Origin of the sequence: Lutibacter aestuarii (assembly GCF_042676885.1) — a bacterium.
GTDB lineage: Bacteria > Bacteroidota > Bacteroidia > Flavobacteriales > Flavobacteriaceae > Lutibacter > Lutibacter aestuarii.
In genome coordinates this window covers 44,119-62,284 of sequence record NZ_JBHTIC010000006.1, presented here as the reverse complement: position 1 = coordinate 62,284, position 18,166 = coordinate 44,119, and the positions used below count along the sequence as shown (strand labels likewise).

Sequence of the window (18,166 nt, the reverse complement as noted above, 5' to 3'; positions counted from 1 at the left end):
AGTATTAACGAATGTTTGTTTTGAATCGCTGCTATAAGAAATTCGAAGTGTTTTTGTGTTTTAATTTAAAAATTTTTCATACTTCTGTCTTGTAGTAGCGATTAATACCATCTTTTTTTCTTCTTTTTAGACGCTTCAGATTTACGTCCTTTTTTATGTTTACTCTTTCCAGGAGTTTTATGAATTTGAGGTTTTGCTTTAGGATCTAATGGGTAAGGATGATTTTCTTCAACAGGAATTATAGTATTTATTAGTTTTTGAATATTAGTAATGTAATTTTTCTCATCAGCGGAACAAAAAGAAAAAGCATTTCCAGTATTTCCTGCTCTACCAGTTCTTCCAATTCTATGTACATAGGTTTCTGAAACATTTGGAATATCAAAATTAATAACGGCATCTAAATTATTAATATCAATTCCTCTTGCAGCAACGTCAGTAGCAATTAAAATATTTACAGTACCATCTTTAAATTTGTTTAAAGATGCTTCTCTGTCTTTTTGAGTTTTATCTCCGTGGATACTTGCTACATTATAATTATTTTTTTTCAGAGTTTTTTCCAATTTTGCGATACCAAATTTAGTACGTCTAAAAATTAGAATATTTCCTTTTAAAGTGTTTCTAAGAAGGTATAAGCATAGTTCCATTTTTTTTTGCTTTGGAACATAATAAAGTTTTTGAACTATAGTTTTTGCAGCAGAAGTTGATGGTGTGGTATCAACAGTTTCAGGATTTTTTAAAATTGAGTTTGCTAATTCAGCAATTTTTGGAGGCATGGTTGCTGAAAATAAAAGAGTTTGTTTTGCTTTTGGGCATAGGCGTTCAATTTTTTTTACATCATCAATAAAACCCATGTCTAACATTAAATCTGCTTCATCCAAAACCAACACTTCAATAAGGTTTAAATGTATGCAATCTTGTTTATGCAAATCTAAAAGCCTACCAGGAGTAGCCACTAAAATATCAACACCTTTTTTAAGGATGTCTTTTTGAGGTTCAATAGAGGTTCCACCATAAATAACGGTAGTTCTTAAATTTGAAAATTTGCCATAGCTTTTAAAACTTTCTTCAATTTGTAAAGCCAATTCCCTAGTTGGACTTACAACTAATGCGCGTATTTTTTTAGCTCTTTTACCAGCATCTTGTTTATCAAATAATAATTGTAAAATAGGTAACGCAAATGCGGCTGTTTTACCTGTACCAGTTTGAGCAGATGCAATAATATCTTTTTTTTCTAAAACCAAAGGAATGGTTTTTTCCTGAACAGGAGTTGGAGTTTCGTAACCTTTGGCTGCGATTGCTTTTAAAATAGGTTTGTTTAACTGTAGGTCTTTAAATTGCATAGGTTTTGTTTAAAACAACATTTTTGCAAAGATACAGTATTATCAAATAGATTATGGTTTCTTTAAAGTTGCATCTATAATTGATATCATTTCGGCAAATTCTTTCTCTTCGTAAAGTCGTGATAAAAAAATGATTTCTCCTTGTTTGTTCAATACAATATTTCTGGTAACACCTGCATTGGGTAATGTAAAACTTTCAAACAATGTACCATCAGAGTCTATGGCAAAAGGATAGGTTACTTTCATTTGTTCAATAAAATGCTTTACTTTTTCTGGAGTTTCTTTTAAATCAATTCCAATTAAAATAAAATCATCATTTTTAAATTGTTGCCATACTTCTTTTTCTAAATGAGGCATTTCTTTTCTACATACGCTACACCAAGAAGCTGTAAATTGTAAAACAACAACTTTCCCTTTTAAATTTTCATTGGTGATTGATGTTCCATCCATTAAAGAAAAATTTAATTTTGGAGATTGGTCACCAACTTTAACTTTATATCCTCTTGTAGAATCTTCTTGTGAGTGAGTTAATTGAGTTAAAAATAAAATGGCTACAATTAGAATATTTTTCATTTTTTAAATTTTGAAGTGTAAATATAGAAAGATATTATTAAGAAGTTCTTAAATTTTTTTCAAAACAAACGCTATTTTCAACGTTTTCATAAAATCCAAAATTAGGGGTAATAGCATAGCCACTTTTTTTGTAGAGTTCAATAGCTTCTGGCTGTTGTTTTCCAGTTTCTAATATGCATTTAGTATAACCAAGCTCTTTAGCCCACAATTCTAATTCGTTTAAAACTTTAGAAGCAATTCCTTTTCTTCTCCCTAAAGGAGAAACAAACATTCGCTTAATTTCAACAGTTTTATTTTTATGAAATTTAAATGCACCACACCCAATAGGCTTTTTATTTTCATAAGCTACTACCACATTTTTAATGGTGTCTAATTTATTAAATTGATCATAAAATGAATGATTATCTCCATCGCTAATTTTTAATTCCGCATCAAGTAATGGTATTAAATTTAAGAAATCTTTATTTTCTGTTGTTGTTCTAAGTAATTCAATCATTTTTTTGAATCGAATTTAAGTATAAATGTTCAACCTTATCTCTTGCCCAAGGTGTACGTCTTAAAAATTTAAGACTTGACTTTATGCTCGGATTGCTATTAAAGCAGTTAATTTTAATACGAGACCCTAATTCTTCCCAGCCATAAATAGCTACTAAATATTGTAAAATTTCTGATAATTTTACTCCGTGTAATGGATTGTTAGGCTGTAAATTATGTATACTCATGTTCTCTGCAAAAGTAAATTAATATTTTAAATTTCAATAATATACTTAAAAATGAGCTTCAATATTTTGTGTACCTTTAACAATTATGGAAAAAGACACAAAACTTGCCATACTAATAGATGGCGATAACATTCCTTCAAAGTATATTAAAGAAATGATGGAGGAAATTACAAAATATGGAACTCCAACCATAAAACGTATTTATGGTGATTGGACCAAACCTCATTTATCAAAATGGAAAAATATTTTACTTGAAAATGCCATAACTCCAATACAGCAATACGGCTATACAACAGGTAAAAATGCTACAGATTCGGCAATGATTATTGATGCGATGGATATTTTATATTCAGAAAAAGTAAACGGCTTTTGCTTGGTCTCTTCTGATAGTGATTTTACGAAATTAGCTACCAGATTGAGAGAAGCTGGATTGGTGGTTTATGGAATTGGCGAAAAGAAAACACCAGACCCTTTTATTGTAGCTTGTGATAAGTTTATATATTTAGAAATTTTAGAATTAGAAGAAGATTCATCTAATGGAAAACAAAAAGAGAAAAAAGCGTCAATTGATAAAATTACACCGAAAGTTATTAGGTTTTTAAAGCATACGGTTGATGATGTTGCTGATGATGATGGGTGGGCATTTATGGGTGATGTTGGTACTTTAATACTAAAAAAACAGCCAAACTTTGATGCACGTAACTTTGGTTTCCAAAAGTTAACACCTTTATTTAAATCTTTAAATCAATTTGAAATTGAAGAAAGAGATCGCTCTGGTGGACGTTTTAAATTAATATATGTTAGAAATAAGAAGAAATAGTATAATTATCTTAATACCCCTCTTTTAAAAGAGGGGTATTAAGATTTGAATAATAAACAATTATTTTATTCATATACATAGCGGATAAAACAATCATCATGATGATCCATGTGTGCATCTAATGCGTTTACTGAAATTGTAATTTCATGTCCATTATGCAAGATTACACATTTTTTTGCTTCAGGTTGGCATTCAAAAGCCATAAAAAGGAACGACCCTACAACTAACATAACTACTTTGCTTAAAACATTTTTTTTCATAATTTTTATTTTTAACAGTTAGATTTCAATTAATAAAAATGGGGTAATAGATGTTAAGGGTAAAAAATAAAATGTATTACTTTGATTCAAAAGTATTATAAAGTGACCTAACAATACTATGATAAAAATCATTTAACATATTGATTTTTATTAGTTTGTGTTTTTTTAAGTATCAAAATTATTTAGAAAAAGTTATTTTGAGGTGATAGGTGTCAGTTTTCTAAGCGTGTAAATAGTAATTTACTTTTTCTTTTTAGGGTAAAATTTATAACGTTTAGGGTTGTTAGTTTCACTTTCTTTTACAAGATGCTCTGCTCTTCGTTGAATTTTTTTTCGTTGATTTTTTGTGGGTTTTTTTGTAGGAGGAGTTTCTTCCATTTCATCATCTTGAAACGGATGTTTTTTAATGATTGGAATTTGCTGATTGATTAATTTTTGGATATCCTTTAGATAGGCTTTTTCTTCAATAGTACAAAAGGAAAGTGCAATTCCACTAGCTTTTGCTCTACCTGTTCTACCTATTCTATGTACATAGGTTTCAGGAATATTAGGCAAATCAAAATTAATAACTAATGATAATTCTTCAACATCAATTCCCCGAGCAGCAATATCCGTAGCAATTAATACATTTAATTCTCCTTTTTTAAAGTTTCCTAAAGCTCTTTGTCTTGCTCCTTGTGATTTATTGCCATGAATAGCTGCTGATTTAATATTGGCTTTGGCTAAAAAACGTACAATTTTATCGGCTCCATGTTTGGTTCTTGAAAATACTAATACCGATGAATTTGGGTTGTTTTCTAATAAATGTACCAATAATTTTGGTTTACTTTTTTTACTAACAAAATAAACAGCTTGCTCTACTTTTTCAGCAGTAGCTTGTTGTGGTTTTACAGTAACTTTTGTAGGATTTCCTAAAATATTTTTAGATAATTCTACAATAGCAGGAGGCATGGTAGCTGAAAAGAAAAGCGATTGTCTTTTAACAGGAAGTTTAGCAATTATTTTTTTTATATCGTGAATAAAGCCCATATCTAACATTTGATCAGCTTCATCCAAAACAAAATAGTTGATATTTTTCAAAGTAATGTGCCCTTGTGAAATTAAATCCAACAAACGTCCAGGCGTGGCTACTAAGATATCGGTACCACCTTTTAAAGCGTTGGTTTGTGAAAGTTGTTTGACTCCTCCAAAAACAACCACATTTTTTAAGCCAGTATATTTTCCATATGTAGTAATACTTTCAGCAATTTGTATGGCTAACTCTCTAGTTGGAGTTACAATTAATGCTTTAGTTTTTCTAAACTCTTTTTGATTAGGGTTAGTTAAATATAGCTGTTGTAGTATAGGAATACTAAAGGCAGCTGTTTTTCCAGTACCCGTTTGTGCGCAACCAAGTAAATCTTTTTTGTCTAGTAAAATAGGAATTGATTGTTCTTGAATAGGAGTTGGATGTGTATAGCCTTCAATTTTAAGTGCTTTCAAAATTGGTTCAATAATCCCTAAATCTGTAAATGTCATATAACGTAAATAAGTAGGCAAAGGTAACCCAATTGTTTTAATAAGCCATTTTTAAATGAAAAAGCTTAAAAATGTTAATCTGAAGAAGAAATCGATGAATTTTATAAATTTTAAGAAGTTAAGATTGTTTATTTTTGCAGAAGACTAAAAAATGAAGAATGAATTATAAATTAATTTGTACCGATATTGACGGTACACTATTAAATAAAGACAGAGAATTATCTACAGCTACAATTCAACAAGTTAAACGTATTTCACCTATTCCTTTTGTATTAATTTCTTCACGAATGCCAAATGCAATGAGACATTTGCAAGAAGAGTTAGAAAATAAAAACACTCCGTTAATTGCTTATAATGGAGCTTTAATTATTGCAAATGAAACGGTTTTGCATTCTACATTTATTAATAATTCAACACTTGAATTCATTATAAATAAATGTGCTAAAACAAACATTCATTTAAGTTTGTATTATAAAGATGAATGGTATGTGCCAGCAAATGATTATTGGGCAAAAAGAGAAGCCAATAATACCAAAGTAATTCCAACTATTAAGTCGAATATTGAAGTATTATCACAATGGAAAAATGAAGGAAAGGGAGCTCATAAAATTATGTGCATGGGAGAAGAGTTAGAAATAGATGCGTTATATAAAACTTTGGAACAACATTGCGCTGACGAGATTATATTATACCGTTCAAAACCTACTTATATTGAAATATCTCATAAATCAATTTCTAAAAAAACAGCTATTGAATTTTTAATAAATACCTATTATTTGGAAATTGCAATGTGTGATATTGTGGCTTTTGGAGATAATTATAACGATATTGAAATGTTAAAAGCAGTTGGGTTAGGTATCGCAGTAAAAAATGCCAATAATAAGGTGTTAGCTATTGCAAATAAAATTACAGATACCAATAAAAATGATGGTGTTGCTAAAGCATTAGCATCAATTTTTATTTAATGCTTTAAAAGCATTGTATACCGCTTTGTGTAAAATTGTTGCATGATCTTCATCTAAAATAGGTTCGTAAAAAAGAGTAATTTTACGATTGTTAGCTTCTTTTATTGCTTGAACCAACTTATCTGCCACTTGATGCATTACAGGATGTTCTTTACCTAAGGAAATAAAAACTTTTTTATTCAAATCTTTATGTTTATTAAAAAATAAATGAGCCTTATTTACAAGCTTTTGATGATCCCACCAAAGGGAAGGACTTACAATAATATAATCGGTAAATAAATGCGCTTTGGTTGTTAAAATTTCAGTCGCTAATAAACCACCCATAGATTGACCAATAATTGTTTTTCTAGCAGTTGTTTTATAATTTTTTTGAATGTAAGGCTGTAATTCATTTTCAATAAATTTTATAAATTTTTCAGAACCTCCTCCAGTTGGCAAATCTTTTTTATCTCTAGGGTCGGTGCTTGGATAAGTAAAATCTCGATATCTATCAATATTTGCAATTCCAACAACAATAGATTTAGGCATTAAATTATACATGTTCATAAATTGAACCAACCCTGCAATATGAGGAAAATCTTCATGAGCGGAACCATCTAAAACATAAATGGTAGGGTAAGTTGCAAGTGAATCTGCATTATATCCTTGAGGAAGGTAGATGTTTAAAACTCGTTCTTCTGAAAGTTCTTTAGAGTTAATTTTTTCAATAACACCAAAAGGGAATACTTCTTTATTTTGAATGGAGTTATTATTTTGTGCTTTTAAACTGCTGTTAAATAAGTAAATAGTAATTAGTATAAGAATAGATTTTTTTTTCATATAAAATTTTTAAAAAACAATAATACAAATTTTTTTTATTCATTTTTACTAAAACCATTTCTTCTTTTTAAAATAAGAAATCATTAAAATAGCTATCAGCAGCATAATTCCTAGCATAATAAAATAGCTGTATTTGTAATGTAGTTCAGGTATAAAATCGAAATTTGTACCATAAATACCTGCAATAAAAGTTAAAGGAATAAAAACAACAGAAAAAACAGTTAAAAATTTCATAGTGTCGTTTAACTTACTGCTAATTGTAGTATGGTAAATGTGTAATTGGTCTGAAAGTATTTCTCTATAACTTTCGATTGATTCTATAGATTGATGAATGTTATTTTGAAGTTCTTGTAAATGAATATAAATAGAGTCGCTTAAATACTCCGATTCCATTTTTAATAATTCTGAAATAATTTCTTTGGAAGGTTTTATAGACTTGCTTAAATAAATAATTTCTTTTTTGTAACTATTAATTTGTTCTAATACCGATACTTCAGGATTTTGGAGTAAATCAACTTCTAACGACTCAATTTTTGTCCCTATTTCACTAATAATGTATTTGTAATTGTCTAATACAACATCAATTAATGAAAAAGCTAAATAATCTACACGAGATGTTCTAATGGTTTTTTTATTTTTTCTAATACGTTCCCTTACTGGTTCAAAAACATCGCCTTTTCGTTCTTGAAAAGAGATTAATACATTTTCTTTTATAATAATTACCAAGTTTTCTGAAGAAATATAATTCATCACTTCATCATATTGTAACATTTTTAAAGAAAGGTAAATACAATTGTCGTATTCATGTATTTTGGGTCTAGCATGAGGATTCATAACATCTGAAAGAATCATAGGTTCTAACTCAAAAGTTGATGAAATTTCAGTCATTATTTTTTCATCATGTATGCCATCAATGTTAAACCACGTTACAGAATTAGTTTTGTTGCAATTTTCAATATTGTTAATTTCTTCAACAATATATTCTTCTAATTTTTGAGGGTCAAAATCAATTATTCTAAGTAAAACTGCATCGCTTTTTTTTTCACCCCTAAGTTTAAATGCTTCAGGAGATAGGCCTACTTCTTCTTTTTTTGTTTTTAAAAACCTTGCCATTAATTGCTGTGTTAATTTAATTAAAAATACAAACTTTTGTTTAGTAGTTATCTAATTTAGAAAACATTTAATAGTACTCATAAAAAAAGCCACCTTTATAAGTGGCTTTTTTTATGATTTTACTTTATAAATTAAAGAAAAACTCCCTCTTCATCGGTTTTTACTTTAATTATTTTATCACCGTTTTTTAATCGTAATTTATACTTTTTAGTGACACCTTCTTCATGATGATATTTAACCAAATAAACATCTTCATTAATAGTCCATCTAGGAAATCTTTTGGTTACTGATTGAACTACCTCTACTGGAAGTTTAATATTTTTAAATTTTTCTACAGTTCTAATAATTTTTCCGTCTTTATTATAGGCTGCTAAAATTTTTCCTTCAGGAATGTAAAATGATACAAAGTAAGAATCGTATTCATCTTCATAAAAGTCTGAATTTTTTAAATCAAAAGCAGCTACTTTTCTTTGAAGAACTTCAACAGGTATGGCAGCTTCTTTGGCATCAACTTCATTTAAATACTTATAATTAGTTGCAACAATGACTACCTCAGATAGCTTTTCAACTTTAGTTACCTGTGCAAATGCTTGGATGGTTAATCCAAAAATAAATAAACCAAAAATTAATTTTTTCATGACTTAATTCTTTTAATTAATACTTATAAATGGACGTAACTTATAGCATATTAAAATTATTAAGTCTTTAGTTTTTAGTCAATGATGCTCATCAATTAATTGAGAAATAGAACTGATGAGCATCATTTTTAAGTGAGGTTTTTTTAATAAATAGTTAACGCTTTTTAAGTTGATAAATATCTTTTCTTCTATCTTTTAAATTTCGTACACTTCCTAATTGATTTAACTCTCTTAATAAATCAATATCTACATCGGCAATTAGAATCATTTCAGAATTTGGCGTTGCTTCTGCCTTAATTCCATTGGTAGGAAACGCAAAATCACAAGGAGTAAATACCATTGATTGTGCAAATTGAATATCCATGTTATGAACCTTTGGCAAATTTCCAACGCTTCCAGAAATTGCTACGTAGCATTCATTTTCTATGGCTCTAGCTTGTGCACAGTTTCTAACTCTAGAATAGCCATTTTGGGTATCGGTTAAAAATGGCACAAATAAAATATCCATACCATCATCAGCTAATAACCTGCCTAATTCAGGAAATTCAACATCATAACAAATTAAAATTCCAATTTTACCACAATCAGTATCAAAAGTTTTTATTTCACTACCCCCTTCCATACCCCAAACTTTGGCTTCATTGGGTGTAATGTGTAGTTTTTCATAACGTTCAATACTTCCATCGCGTTTGCATAAATACCCCACATTGTACAGTTTATTATTAATAATTTCGGGCATGCTTCCAGAGATGATATTGATATTATAGGAGATGGCAAATTCTGAAAATTTTTGAATAATGGCTGAAGTATGTTTGGCTAATTCTCTAATGGCTTCGGGTTCAGTTAAATGATTGTTTTCAGCCATTAAAGGCGCATTGAAAAATTCAGGGAATAGTGCGAAATCTGACCGGTAGCCTGAAACTGAATCAACAAAAAACTCAGCTTGTTGTAATAATTCTTCTAAATTATTATAAGAGCGCATTTGCCACTGAATAAGTCCTAAACGAACTATTTTTTTTTGTGTGGTAGGCGTTTTTTGAACTTTTTCATAATAAATATTATCCCACTCTAAAAGCACAGCATAATCATTTGAAGCATCATCACCTTCTAAATAACTTTTTAAAATTCTAGCAGGATGAAAATCATTAGAAATTTGAAAGTTAAAAACAGGGTCGTGAATTTCTTTTTTTCTTACCTTGTTAATATATTCTTTTGGTGATAATTTATTTGAATATTTATGGTAGTTTGGAATTCTTCCTCCAAAGGCAACACCTTTTAAATTAAGACGTTCGCATAATTCTTTTCTGTAATCATATAATCTTCTGCCAAGACGTAAGCCTCTAAATTCAGGTTTTATAAATACATCAATTCCGTACAACATATCTCCATCGGGAGTATGTGTGTTAAATGTGTAATCTCCTGTTATTTCTTGATAGGTATGATGTTGATCTACTTTGCTATAATCTACAATAATAGACAAAGCACAACCAGCAATTTCATGGTTCACTTTAATTACAACTTGCCCTTCAGGAAAACGATCAATTAAAGATTCAATTTGATGCTCTTTCCAGTAAGAATTTGGCATTGTTGTGTAAGATTCAATCATTGCTTTTTTTAGCTCTTGATAATCATCAATGCTTAAGAAAGTTAACTCTATGTTTTCTATATTCTTCATTATTAATAAAAAATCAGCTTATTAATTTACTACGTTAAATTAAAATTACTCAAAAAGATATTTAGAGTTTTAAACAACCTAATAAGTAACTCTATGTTAGCTTAAAGTTAGTGTATTTTTTAATTAGTAAAAGATGAAGTTAAGTTAATAAAAATTGAAAATTAAAAATAGAAGAAAGGCAGCTATTGAAACTAAAATTAAAAAGAGTACTTGCTTTTTCTTTTCTTGTTTAACTTCTAGTTGAACTTTTAATTTAAATTTTTCCAATTCAGCTTTAGAAAGTTTAGGAAAGTTGTAGCTTGTTTTAGTTTTTGAACTGTTAAAATAATTAATTCCTCCTTTAAATTTTTTGCGTTTTGAATTTCTTAAAGCATTATTTTGCTTTATTTTATTTAACATATCTTGTATGTGACCAGCTCCAAAACTCATTATATATTTTATTAGTGGTAAATTGGAATAAAAAGTTACAGATGAATGATAATTTTAAAACTATTTTGTAAAGTTTGTTACCAATTTAAGACTAAAATTCCTTTAAATTAGCATTTTAAAATTTAGAGATATATTATGACAAATACAATTGAAGTTAGTTGGAAAGGGCAAATGCTTTTTGAATCTGTAGCACCCGAAGGAAGCGTAATGATTGATGCTGACAAAGCAGTGGGTGGACAAGGTAAAGGATTAAGACCAAAAGCTATGATGTTAACATCGTTGGCTGGTTGTACTGCAATGGATGTTGCTTCTTTACTTAAAAAAATGCGTGCTGAGGTTGATGATTTTAAAATTGAGGTTTCTGCAAATTTAACTGAAGAACATCCAAAATATTACGATAAAGTACACGTAATATATAAATTTTTTGGAAGTGAGTTTAAAAAAGAAAAAATTGAAAAATCTGTTAATCTATCGGTAGAACGTTATTGTGGTGTTATGGAAATGTTCCGAAAATTTTCAGAAGTCACAACAGAAATTCAATACTTTGAAAAATAAATAGAGTAAGCAAGCCTATTTGAATTTTCAAATAGGCTTTTATTTAGTTCTTAAACTGAAATTTTTTAAATAAATCCCAAAGTACAACTCCACAACTTACAGAGATATTTAGAGAATGTTTGGTGCCAAATTGAGGAATTTCAATACAATAATTTGTAGCTGAAACTACTTTTTGTTGTACTCCTTTCACTTCATTTCCCATAACAATAGCATATTTTTGATTGGGTTCAATATTAAAATCTTGTAGCATAGTACTATTATCGGCTTGTTCTATTGCAGCAACAATTATATTTTCTTGCTGTAATTTTTTTACAAGTTCTAAAGTATTTTCAACGTATTCCCAATTCACAGATTCTGTAGCGCCTAAAGCTGTTTTATGAATTTCTTTATGTGGAGGTTGCGCTGTAATTCCACAGAGGTAAATTTTTTCAATTAAAAAAGCATCGCTAGTTCTAAAAACAGCGCCTATATTATTTAAACTCCTAATATTATCTAAGATAACTATTAAAGGAATTTTTGCTGTTTTTTTAAAATCTTCAACATTTAATCTTCCTAATTCGCTATTTTTTAATTTTTTCATTGTTAAATGTAATTGTTAATCTTTCAATCATTAAATTATTTCAATCTTTCAATATAAAATGTAACTTCGCAAAACTAACTTAATTTCCTAAAAAATTGGCAGCAAAAAGTAAGAAAGTCACCCCTTTAATGAAACAATACAATGCAATTAAGGCAAAATATCCTGATGCAATGTTGCTTTTTAGAGTAGGAGATTTCTATGAAACTTTTGGAGAAGATGCTGTAAAAGCAGCTAAAGTTTTAGGAATAATATTAACCAAACGAGGTGCTGGTAGCGAAACCGAAACAGCCTTAGCAGGGTTTCCACATCATTCATTAAATACGTATTTACCAAAATTGGTAAAAGCGGGTATGCGTGTGGCAATTTGTGATCAATTGGAAGATCCTAAAATGACCAAAACTATTGTTAAACGTGGTGTTACAGAGTTGGTTACTCCAGGAGTTGCATTAAATGATGAGGTTTTACAATCTAAAACCAATAATTTTTTAGCGGCTGTACATTTTGGGAAAAAGCAATTAGGAATTTCATTTTTAGATGTTTCAACAGGAGAATTTTTAACAGCACAAGGAAATTCAGAATATATAGATAAATTGCTTCAAAATTTTAATCCAAGTGAGGTACTAGTTCAAAAGCAATATAAAAACAAGTTTTTTGAATTATTTGGAGACCGTTTTTATACATTTTATTTAGAAGATTGGATTTTTCAGTCCGAATATGCTTTAGAAACTCTAACCAATCATTTTAAAGTAAAAACGCTCAAAGGTTTTGGAGTTGATGATTTACACGAAGGAATTATTTCATCAGGCGCTGTTTTGTATTATTTATCTGAAACACAGCATAATAAATTAGAGCATATTTCTGTAATTAATAGAATTTCAGAAGATAATTATGTTTGGATGGATCGTTTTACCATTCGAAATTTAGAATTGTATCAGTCAACTTCAGTAAATGCAGTAACGCTACTTGATGTTATTGATCAAACTATTTCACCAATGGGTGGGCGTTTATTAAAACGTTGGTTGGCATTGCCGTTAAAAGATATAAATCGTATTAAAAAGCGCCATGATATTGTAAAATATTTAATGGATAATGATGCCTTTTTTGAATTGGTAACGTATCAAATTAAACAAATAAGTGATATTGAACGTTTGGTATCAAAAGTTGCAACAGGAAAAGTAAATCCAAGAGAAGTTGTATTGCTAAAAAATTCACTAAATGCGATTATTCCTATAAAAGAAGCTGCTGAAAATAGTGATAATGAATCTTTAAAAATTATTGGAGAACAATTACAAAGCTGTACAACACTAAGAGAAAAAATAGCATATACACTAAATGAAGACGCTCCTGTAAATATTAATAAAGGAAATGTTATAGCTCAAGGGGTTTCAGAAGAATTAGATGAATTAAGAAATATTTCAAATTCGGGAAAAGAATATTTAGATAATATGTTGGCTCGAGAAACAGAGCACACTCAAATCCCTTCACTAAAAATAGCATTTAATAATGTTTTTGGCTACTATATTGAAGTTAGAAATACACATAAAAATAAGGTTCCAGAAGACTGGATTAGAAAACAAACATTAGTAAATGCAGAGCGTTATATCACTGAAGAATTAAAGGAATATGAAACTAAAATTTTAGGAGCTGAAGAAAAAATTGGCAAGTTAGAACATGAACTTTTTGCTGAATTAATTAGTTTTTTGCTAGATTATATTCAACCAATTCAGTTAAATGCCAATTTAATAGCTCAAATTGATTGTTTACTTTCTTTTGCAGAAATAGCAAAATGCCATAATTATGTGCGACCTCAAATTGATGAATCTACAGATTTGGAAATAAAAAATGGACGTCATCCTGTTATTGAAAAGCAATTGCCAATAGGAGAAGAATATATTGCTAATGATGTGGTTTTAAATAGAAATCAGCAGCAAATTATTATGATAACGGGTCCTAATATGAGTGGTAAATCAGCAATTTTACGTCAAACGGCATTAATTGTTCTCTTAGCGCAGATGGGAAGCTATGTACCTGCACAATATGCTAAAATTGGGGTGGTTGATAAAATATTTACACGTGTAGGAGCAAGTGATAATATTTCAATGGGTGAATCTACTTTTATGGTAGAAATGAATGAAACCGCCAATATTTTGAATAACATTTCTAAACGTAGCCTAGTATTATTAGATGAAATAGGAAGAGGAACAAGTACTTATGATGGAATTTCAATTGCTTGGGCTATAGCCGAATATTTGCATGAACATCCTTCAAAAGCTAAAACATTATTTGCCACACACTATCATGAATTAAATGATATGACCAATACTTTTGAGCGTGTTAAAAACTTTAATGTTTCTGTAAAAGAATTAAAAGACAAAGTTATTTTCTTACGCAAACTTGTGCCAGGAGGTAGCGAACATAGTTTTGGTATTTATGTGGCTAAATTGGCAGGAATGCCAACTTCCGTAGTACATAGAGCAACTAAAATGCTGAAGCAGTTAGAGCAAAACCACACCAGTACAGAAGTAAAAAAGACATTAAAAAATGCTTCTGAAGAAGAAATGCAATTGAGTTTTTTTAAATTAGATGATCCTTTATTAGAAGATATAAAAGAAGAAATTTTATCTACCAACATAGATACGCTTACACCAATTGAAGCACTTATGAAGTTAAATGAAATTAAAAGAATGTTGACTAAAAAAAATGGTAAATAATTTACAACAAGGTTTTTTTGGAATTGGTATTCAAAATGGAAAAACACCTGAAAATTTAGGAGTTTTATGGCGTTCAGCTCAAAATATGGGTGCAAGTTTTATTTTTACTATTGGAAATAGGTACGCAAAACAAGCTTGTGATACTCATAAGGCAACAGGTGCGATGCCTTATTTTCATTATAACACTTTTGAAGAATTTTATAGCAACTTACCGAAAGGAGCTCAACTAGTAGGGGTAGAGTTAGATGAAAAGGCTGAGCCTTTAGAAACTTTTAAACATCCTAGGCGATGCGTTTATTTATTAGGAGCTGAAGATCACGGATTGTCTAAAACAGCAATAGACAAATCACATTTTTTAGTTAAATTTAAAACGATTTTAAGCTTAAATGTTTCTGTTGCGGGTAGTATTGTAATGTATGATCGACAATTAAAAAGTTGTTAACATTTTTATTATTGTATTAAATTAATGGTAATTATAGTATCTTTGTTATATAATTTAAAATATGATGTTTTTATTTATTAGCGGAGCCGAAATTTTTGTAATTCTCCTTATTGTTGTAATGGTTTTTGGAGCAGATAAGCTTCCAGAAATAGCACGTGGATTAGGAAAAGGGATGCGTCAAATTAAAGATGCTACCAATGATATTAAACGAGAAATTAAAAATAGTGCTGAAAAACATGATATTGACATTGATGTGGCTTCTAAAGTTAGAGATGAGATTAGTAAGGTAACAGACAATATTGAAGACTATACCAACCCTGTAAAAAAAATTAAAAATGATGTTGTTGACGAAATTACAGGACCAATTAAAAGGGATAAGTAATTTTGGAATTACTAAATTCACTTATTGAATACGACAAACAATTACTTTTATTTTTACACTCTAAAGGTTCAATAAATTGGGATAACTTTTGGTTATTTATTACCAATCCAATTAATTGGATTTGGTTATTTTTAGTTATTTTTTTTCTAGGTAACAAAGTTTTAGGCTTAAAAAAAGCACTTATAGTTTCAACTTGCTTAACCTTAAGTAGCTTGTTTGCTTTATGGTTAGTTACTATAATTAAAAATTATGTACAGCGGTTAAGACCAATAAATGATACTTCTATCAATAATTCGGTAAGGGTTTTAATTGAACAAAATGATTTTAGTTTTGTTTCTGGACATTCAACAGTGTCATTTACGATTGCTTTTTTGTCATTTTGGATATTGAAAAGGTATTATAAGTTTACCTATTTATTTTTCTTATTCCCAATATTATTTGCCTATAGTAGAATTTATTTAGCAGTACATTACCCATTAGATATTTTAGTTGGGATGTTTTTAGGCTTTTTAATTTCTTTAGTTACTTATAAAATTATGAGTATTTATATACTAAAACCCTAATATTATTTTACTCTTGTTATTGTTAAACCATCCCTAATTGGAAGTAAAATAGTTTCTAATCTATCGTCTGTATTAAGTAGTTTATTGTATTCAATAAGTGTTTTAGTATCTTTATCATTAGGTTTAATATGTTCAATAACTTTTCCGCTCCACAAAACGTTATCGGATAAAATAACACCTCCAGAATTCATTTTGTTAATGATTAAATTGAAATAGTTTGTGTAGTTTGATTTATCGGCGTCAATAAAAATTAAATCAAATTTGGTGGTTAACTTTGGAATAATATCTAAGGCATTTCCAATGTGTTGTTCTATTTGATTTTTAAATGTAGATTTTTCAAAATATTTATTTGCAAAACTTTCTAACTCTTCATTTTTATCAATAGTAATTAGTTTTCCATTAGCAGTTAAACCTTCTGCTAAACAAAGTGCAGAATAGCCTGTATATGTGCCAATTTCAAGTATGGATGTTGGTTTTATTAACTTGGAAATCATCGCTAATAATCTACCTTGATAAGCGCCACTTAGCATTCTTGGATTTAGTACTTTTTGCCAAGTTTCTTTATTTAATTGTTGTAAAAGTTCTGGCTCATTTTGTGAATGACTTATAACATATTCATCAATTTTTTCGGGTAAAAAGCTCATTGTTTTTGAATTAAAAATACAAAAAAACGGAACTTAATTTTAAGTTCTGTATATTATTTTAAATTATTTAGTAGTATTATAATTTTCTTTTAAGTTATTTTCCATGGCTTTTTTATCTTCTTTACATAAGCACTTCTTTTTATCAGAATCATATGCTCTTTTCTTTTCGTAACATTTAGACATAATGCCGTTTTGCTTAGAATAGTTACCACATTTTTTACACAACAAGATATGTAATTGTAATTTAATTTTTTCTAAAAATGAGGCTTCATTATATTGGCTTTTATCACAAATTGTAGTTGCCTCGTCACAAGTTAATTTCATGTATATGCTTTTTATTTTTTAAACCAATTTTCTTCCATACACTTTCTTAATTGAGTTCTAGCTCTATGAATGATAACCCACAAATTTGACGATGTAATTTCTAATTCCTTACAAATGTCTTCAGTTTCAAATTGTTGAATGGTTTTCATTCTGAATACCATTGCATATTTTTCAGGTAAATGATCAATACATTTATCTAAAACTATGCTAAGCTCATCGTTTTCAATACTTTTATCAATTTCAGAACTCCAATCTGAGGGAGCTCTTTCTTCAATCCAATCCCCTTCATTTTCACCATCAGTATAAAAATTCATCCTAACCTCAGCTTTTCCTTTGGCAGAATTTATTTTACGGTAGTAATCGATAATTTTTCGTTTTAAAATTGAAATTAACCATGTGCGTTCACTCGATTTTCCTTGAAAATTTTCCATGGCTTTTAAACCAGCTAAAAAAGTTTCCTGAACTAAATCTTTGGCTAAATCATGATTGTTTACTCTAGTAATTGTATAATTGTAGAGGTAATCAGCATGGGAACTAATCCAATTTTTTGGATTTAAAATATTTTTCTTTGTTAACATGGTGTTAATTCCAACAATGGGTTAAAGTAATTATTTATTTAAAATTATTATAATTTTGATTTACAGTCTTTTTTTCTTCGTGTATCAATAATATAAATTATCTCCCAATGATTGTTATTGTTGTAATATAATTGAAAAGAGTTTGCACCGCAATGACTAAATATATCATTCAAGTAAAATTCATAAGGTATCCAAACGCTTGCTATATTGCCGTCAATTTTTATTTCAACTGACAATAGTTTTTCAAACCAAACATCTTCTTCCTTTTTGGATAAAAGTGTTGTAAAAAAATCTTTTTTAGTTGAGCTTCTCAAGATACTTTCTCCTTTACTATTGGTGAAAGTAGTTTGCATTAATATATTTTTTGAAATTACACTATTAATTAATGTGGTATCAGCTGTATGTAAACCTTCAAAAAAAGTATTTATAACAGTTTTAACTTCATCATTCTGACTAAATGAATGGTGAATTGAAGCTATAAATAATATGGTAAAAAATGTCTTTTTCACAGCAAC

The 18,166-nt window shown here is 28.8% G+C and carries 23 protein-coding genes; 7 read left to right on the top strand and 16 right to left on the bottom strand.

Annotation, left to right across the window (positions count from 1 at the left end; translation table 11 throughout):
• Positions 1 to 101: 101 nt before the first annotated feature.
• From ACFQZW_RS04980 to ACFQZW_RS04965, 4 genes are read right to left on the bottom strand one after another with little or no spacing between them, the layout of a single operon-like run.
• Positions 102 to 1,340 (bottom strand): DEAD/DEAH box helicase, encoded by a 1,239-nt coding sequence (locus tag ACFQZW_RS04980; protein WP_298262904.1) that lies wholly within the window; start codon positions 1,338 to 1,340, stop codon positions 102 to 104.
• 51 nt (positions 1,341 to 1,391) lie between these two features.
• Positions 1,392 to 1,913 carry a TlpA family protein disulfide reductase gene (locus ACFQZW_RS04975; RefSeq protein ID WP_372800731.1) on the bottom strand — a complete coding sequence of 174 codons (522 nt, stop codon included), beginning with the start codon at positions 1,911 to 1,913 and terminating at the stop codon, positions 1,392 to 1,394.
• Between the two features lie 37 nt (positions 1,914 to 1,950).
• Positions 1,951 to 2,409 carry a GNAT family N-acetyltransferase gene (locus ACFQZW_RS04970; RefSeq protein WP_298262906.1) on the bottom strand — a complete coding sequence of 153 codons (459 nt, stop codon included), beginning with the start codon at positions 2,407 to 2,409 and terminating at the stop codon, positions 1,951 to 1,953.
• Positions 2,402 to 2,635, bottom strand: coding sequence for a VF530 family protein (locus tag ACFQZW_RS04965; protein WP_298262907.1), 234 nt, complete (start codon positions 2,633 to 2,635; stop codon positions 2,402 to 2,404). Before ACFQZW_RS04965 ends, ACFQZW_RS04970 begins: the two co-directional genes overlap by 8 nt.
• An 85-nt stretch (positions 2,636 to 2,720) precedes the next feature.
• On the opposite strand from ACFQZW_RS04965, the gene ACFQZW_RS04960 reads away from it, so the two are divergent.
• Positions 2,721 to 3,455: an NYN domain-containing protein gene (locus tag ACFQZW_RS04960; protein WP_386781588.1), complete on the top strand. Its 735-nt coding sequence runs from the start codon at positions 2,721 to 2,723 to the stop codon at positions 3,453 to 3,455.
• A 65-nt stretch (positions 3,456 to 3,520) separates the two neighbouring features.
• On the opposite strand, the gene ACFQZW_RS04955 is transcribed toward ACFQZW_RS04960, so the two are convergent.
• Entirely contained in the window at positions 3,521 to 3,685 is a 165-nt protein-coding gene (locus ACFQZW_RS04955; protein WP_298262909.1) for a hypothetical protein, read from the bottom strand.
• A gap of 270 nt (positions 3,686 to 3,955) precedes the next feature.
• A complete protein-coding gene (locus ACFQZW_RS04950) occupies positions 3,956 to 5,233 on the bottom strand; it encodes a DEAD/DEAH box helicase (protein ID WP_386782038.1) in 1,278 nt (425 codons plus the stop codon).
• A gap of 158 nt (positions 5,234 to 5,391) precedes the next feature.
• On the opposite strand from ACFQZW_RS04950, the gene ACFQZW_RS04945 reads away from it, so the two are divergent.
• Complete coding sequence (locus ACFQZW_RS04945) at positions 5,392 to 6,198, top strand: HAD family hydrolase (RefSeq protein WP_386781587.1); 807 nt, start codon at positions 5,392 to 5,394, stop codon at positions 6,196 to 6,198.
• Here ACFQZW_RS04945 and ACFQZW_RS04940 read toward each other — a convergent pair.
• From ACFQZW_RS04940 to ACFQZW_RS04920, 5 genes are all read right to left on the bottom strand, one after another.
• Positions 6,184 to 7,017 (bottom strand): alpha/beta hydrolase, encoded by an 834-nt coding sequence (locus tag ACFQZW_RS04940; protein WP_298262911.1) that lies wholly within the window; start codon positions 7,015 to 7,017, stop codon positions 6,184 to 6,186. The two genes, ACFQZW_RS04945 and ACFQZW_RS04940, sit on opposite strands and share 15 nt — an antisense overlap.
• A gap of 48 nt (positions 7,018 to 7,065) precedes the next feature.
• Positions 7,066 to 8,130, bottom strand: coding sequence for a magnesium/cobalt transporter CorA (gene corA / locus ACFQZW_RS04935; RefSeq protein ID WP_298262912.1), 1,065 nt, complete (start codon positions 8,128 to 8,130; stop codon positions 7,066 to 7,068).
• A 131-nt stretch (positions 8,131 to 8,261) separates the two neighbouring features.
• Positions 8,262 to 8,768, bottom strand: coding sequence for a nicotinate-nucleotide adenylyltransferase (locus ACFQZW_RS04930; RefSeq protein ID WP_386781586.1), 507 nt, complete (start codon positions 8,766 to 8,768; stop codon positions 8,262 to 8,264).
• A 154-nt stretch (positions 8,769 to 8,922) separates the two neighbouring features.
• Positions 8,923 to 10,443 (bottom strand): carbon-nitrogen hydrolase family protein, encoded by a 1,521-nt coding sequence (locus ACFQZW_RS04925; protein WP_298287737.1) that lies wholly within the window; start codon positions 10,441 to 10,443, stop codon positions 8,923 to 8,925.
• 144 nt (positions 10,444 to 10,587) lie between these two features.
• On the bottom strand, positions 10,588 to 10,872 hold the full coding sequence (locus tag ACFQZW_RS04920) for a hypothetical protein (protein ID WP_372800742.1): 285 nt from the start codon (positions 10,870 to 10,872) through the stop codon (positions 10,588 to 10,590).
• Positions 10,873 to 11,007: 135 nt separating this feature from the next.
• Here ACFQZW_RS04920 and ACFQZW_RS04915 point away from each other — a divergent pair, with 135 nt between their 5' ends.
• Positions 11,008 to 11,427 carry an OsmC family protein gene (locus ACFQZW_RS04915; protein WP_298262915.1) on the top strand — a complete coding sequence of 140 codons (420 nt, stop codon included), beginning with the start codon at positions 11,008 to 11,010 and terminating at the stop codon, positions 11,425 to 11,427.
• Positions 11,428 to 11,470: 43 nt separating this feature from the next.
• Here ACFQZW_RS04915 and ACFQZW_RS04910 read toward each other — a convergent pair whose 3' ends face one another.
• Positions 11,471 to 12,007, bottom strand: a complete 537-nt coding sequence (locus tag ACFQZW_RS04910; protein ID WP_298262916.1) for an RNA methyltransferase — start codon at positions 12,005 to 12,007, stop codon at positions 11,471 to 11,473.
• A gap of 128 nt (positions 12,008 to 12,135) precedes the next feature.
• On the opposite strand from ACFQZW_RS04910, the gene mutS reads away from it, so the two are divergent.
• The 4 genes from mutS to ACFQZW_RS04890 all read left to right on the top strand — a co-directional run bounded on the left by mutS (position 12,136) and on the right by ACFQZW_RS04890 (position 16,105).
• Positions 12,136 to 14,718, top strand: a complete 2,583-nt coding sequence (gene mutS, locus ACFQZW_RS04905; protein WP_386781585.1) for a DNA mismatch repair protein MutS — start codon at positions 12,136 to 12,138, stop codon at positions 14,716 to 14,718.
• Complete coding sequence (locus ACFQZW_RS04900; protein ID WP_298262918.1) at positions 14,708 to 15,160, top strand: RNA methyltransferase; 453 nt, start codon at positions 14,708 to 14,710, stop codon at positions 15,158 to 15,160. The genes mutS and ACFQZW_RS04900 overlap by 11 nt, the downstream gene beginning before the upstream one ends.
• Positions 15,161 to 15,221: 61 nt before the next feature.
• Complete coding sequence (locus ACFQZW_RS04895) at positions 15,222 to 15,542, top strand: Sec-independent protein translocase subunit TatA/TatB (RefSeq protein WP_298262919.1); 321 nt, start codon at positions 15,222 to 15,224, stop codon at positions 15,540 to 15,542.
• A 2-nt stretch (positions 15,543 to 15,544) separates the two neighbouring features.
• A complete protein-coding gene (locus ACFQZW_RS04890; RefSeq protein WP_298262920.1) occupies positions 15,545 to 16,105 on the top strand; it encodes a phosphatase PAP2 family protein in 561 nt (186 codons plus the stop codon).
• Between the two features lie 2 nt (positions 16,106 to 16,107).
• Here the strand turns inward: ACFQZW_RS04890 and ACFQZW_RS04885 are convergent, their stop codons facing one another.
• The 4 genes from ACFQZW_RS04885 to ACFQZW_RS04870 form a co-directional block, all read right to left on the bottom strand.
• Complete coding sequence (locus tag ACFQZW_RS04885; RefSeq protein ID WP_298262921.1) at positions 16,108 to 16,749, bottom strand: O-methyltransferase; 642 nt, start codon at positions 16,747 to 16,749, stop codon at positions 16,108 to 16,110.
• Between the two features lie 63 nt (positions 16,750 to 16,812).
• Entirely contained in the window at positions 16,813 to 17,073 is a 261-nt protein-coding gene (locus ACFQZW_RS04880; RefSeq protein ID WP_298262922.1) for a hypothetical protein, read from the bottom strand.
• 11 nt (positions 17,074 to 17,084) lie between these two features.
• Positions 17,085 to 17,651 carry a sigma-70 family RNA polymerase sigma factor gene (locus ACFQZW_RS04875; protein WP_298262923.1) on the bottom strand — a complete coding sequence of 189 codons (567 nt, stop codon included), beginning with the start codon at positions 17,649 to 17,651 and terminating at the stop codon, positions 17,085 to 17,087.
• A gap of 47 nt (positions 17,652 to 17,698) precedes the next feature.
• Positions 17,699 to 18,160, bottom strand: a complete 462-nt coding sequence (locus tag ACFQZW_RS04870) for a nuclear transport factor 2 family protein (protein ID WP_386781584.1) — start codon at positions 18,158 to 18,160, stop codon at positions 17,699 to 17,701.
• Positions 18,161 to 18,166 lie beyond the last annotated feature (6 nt).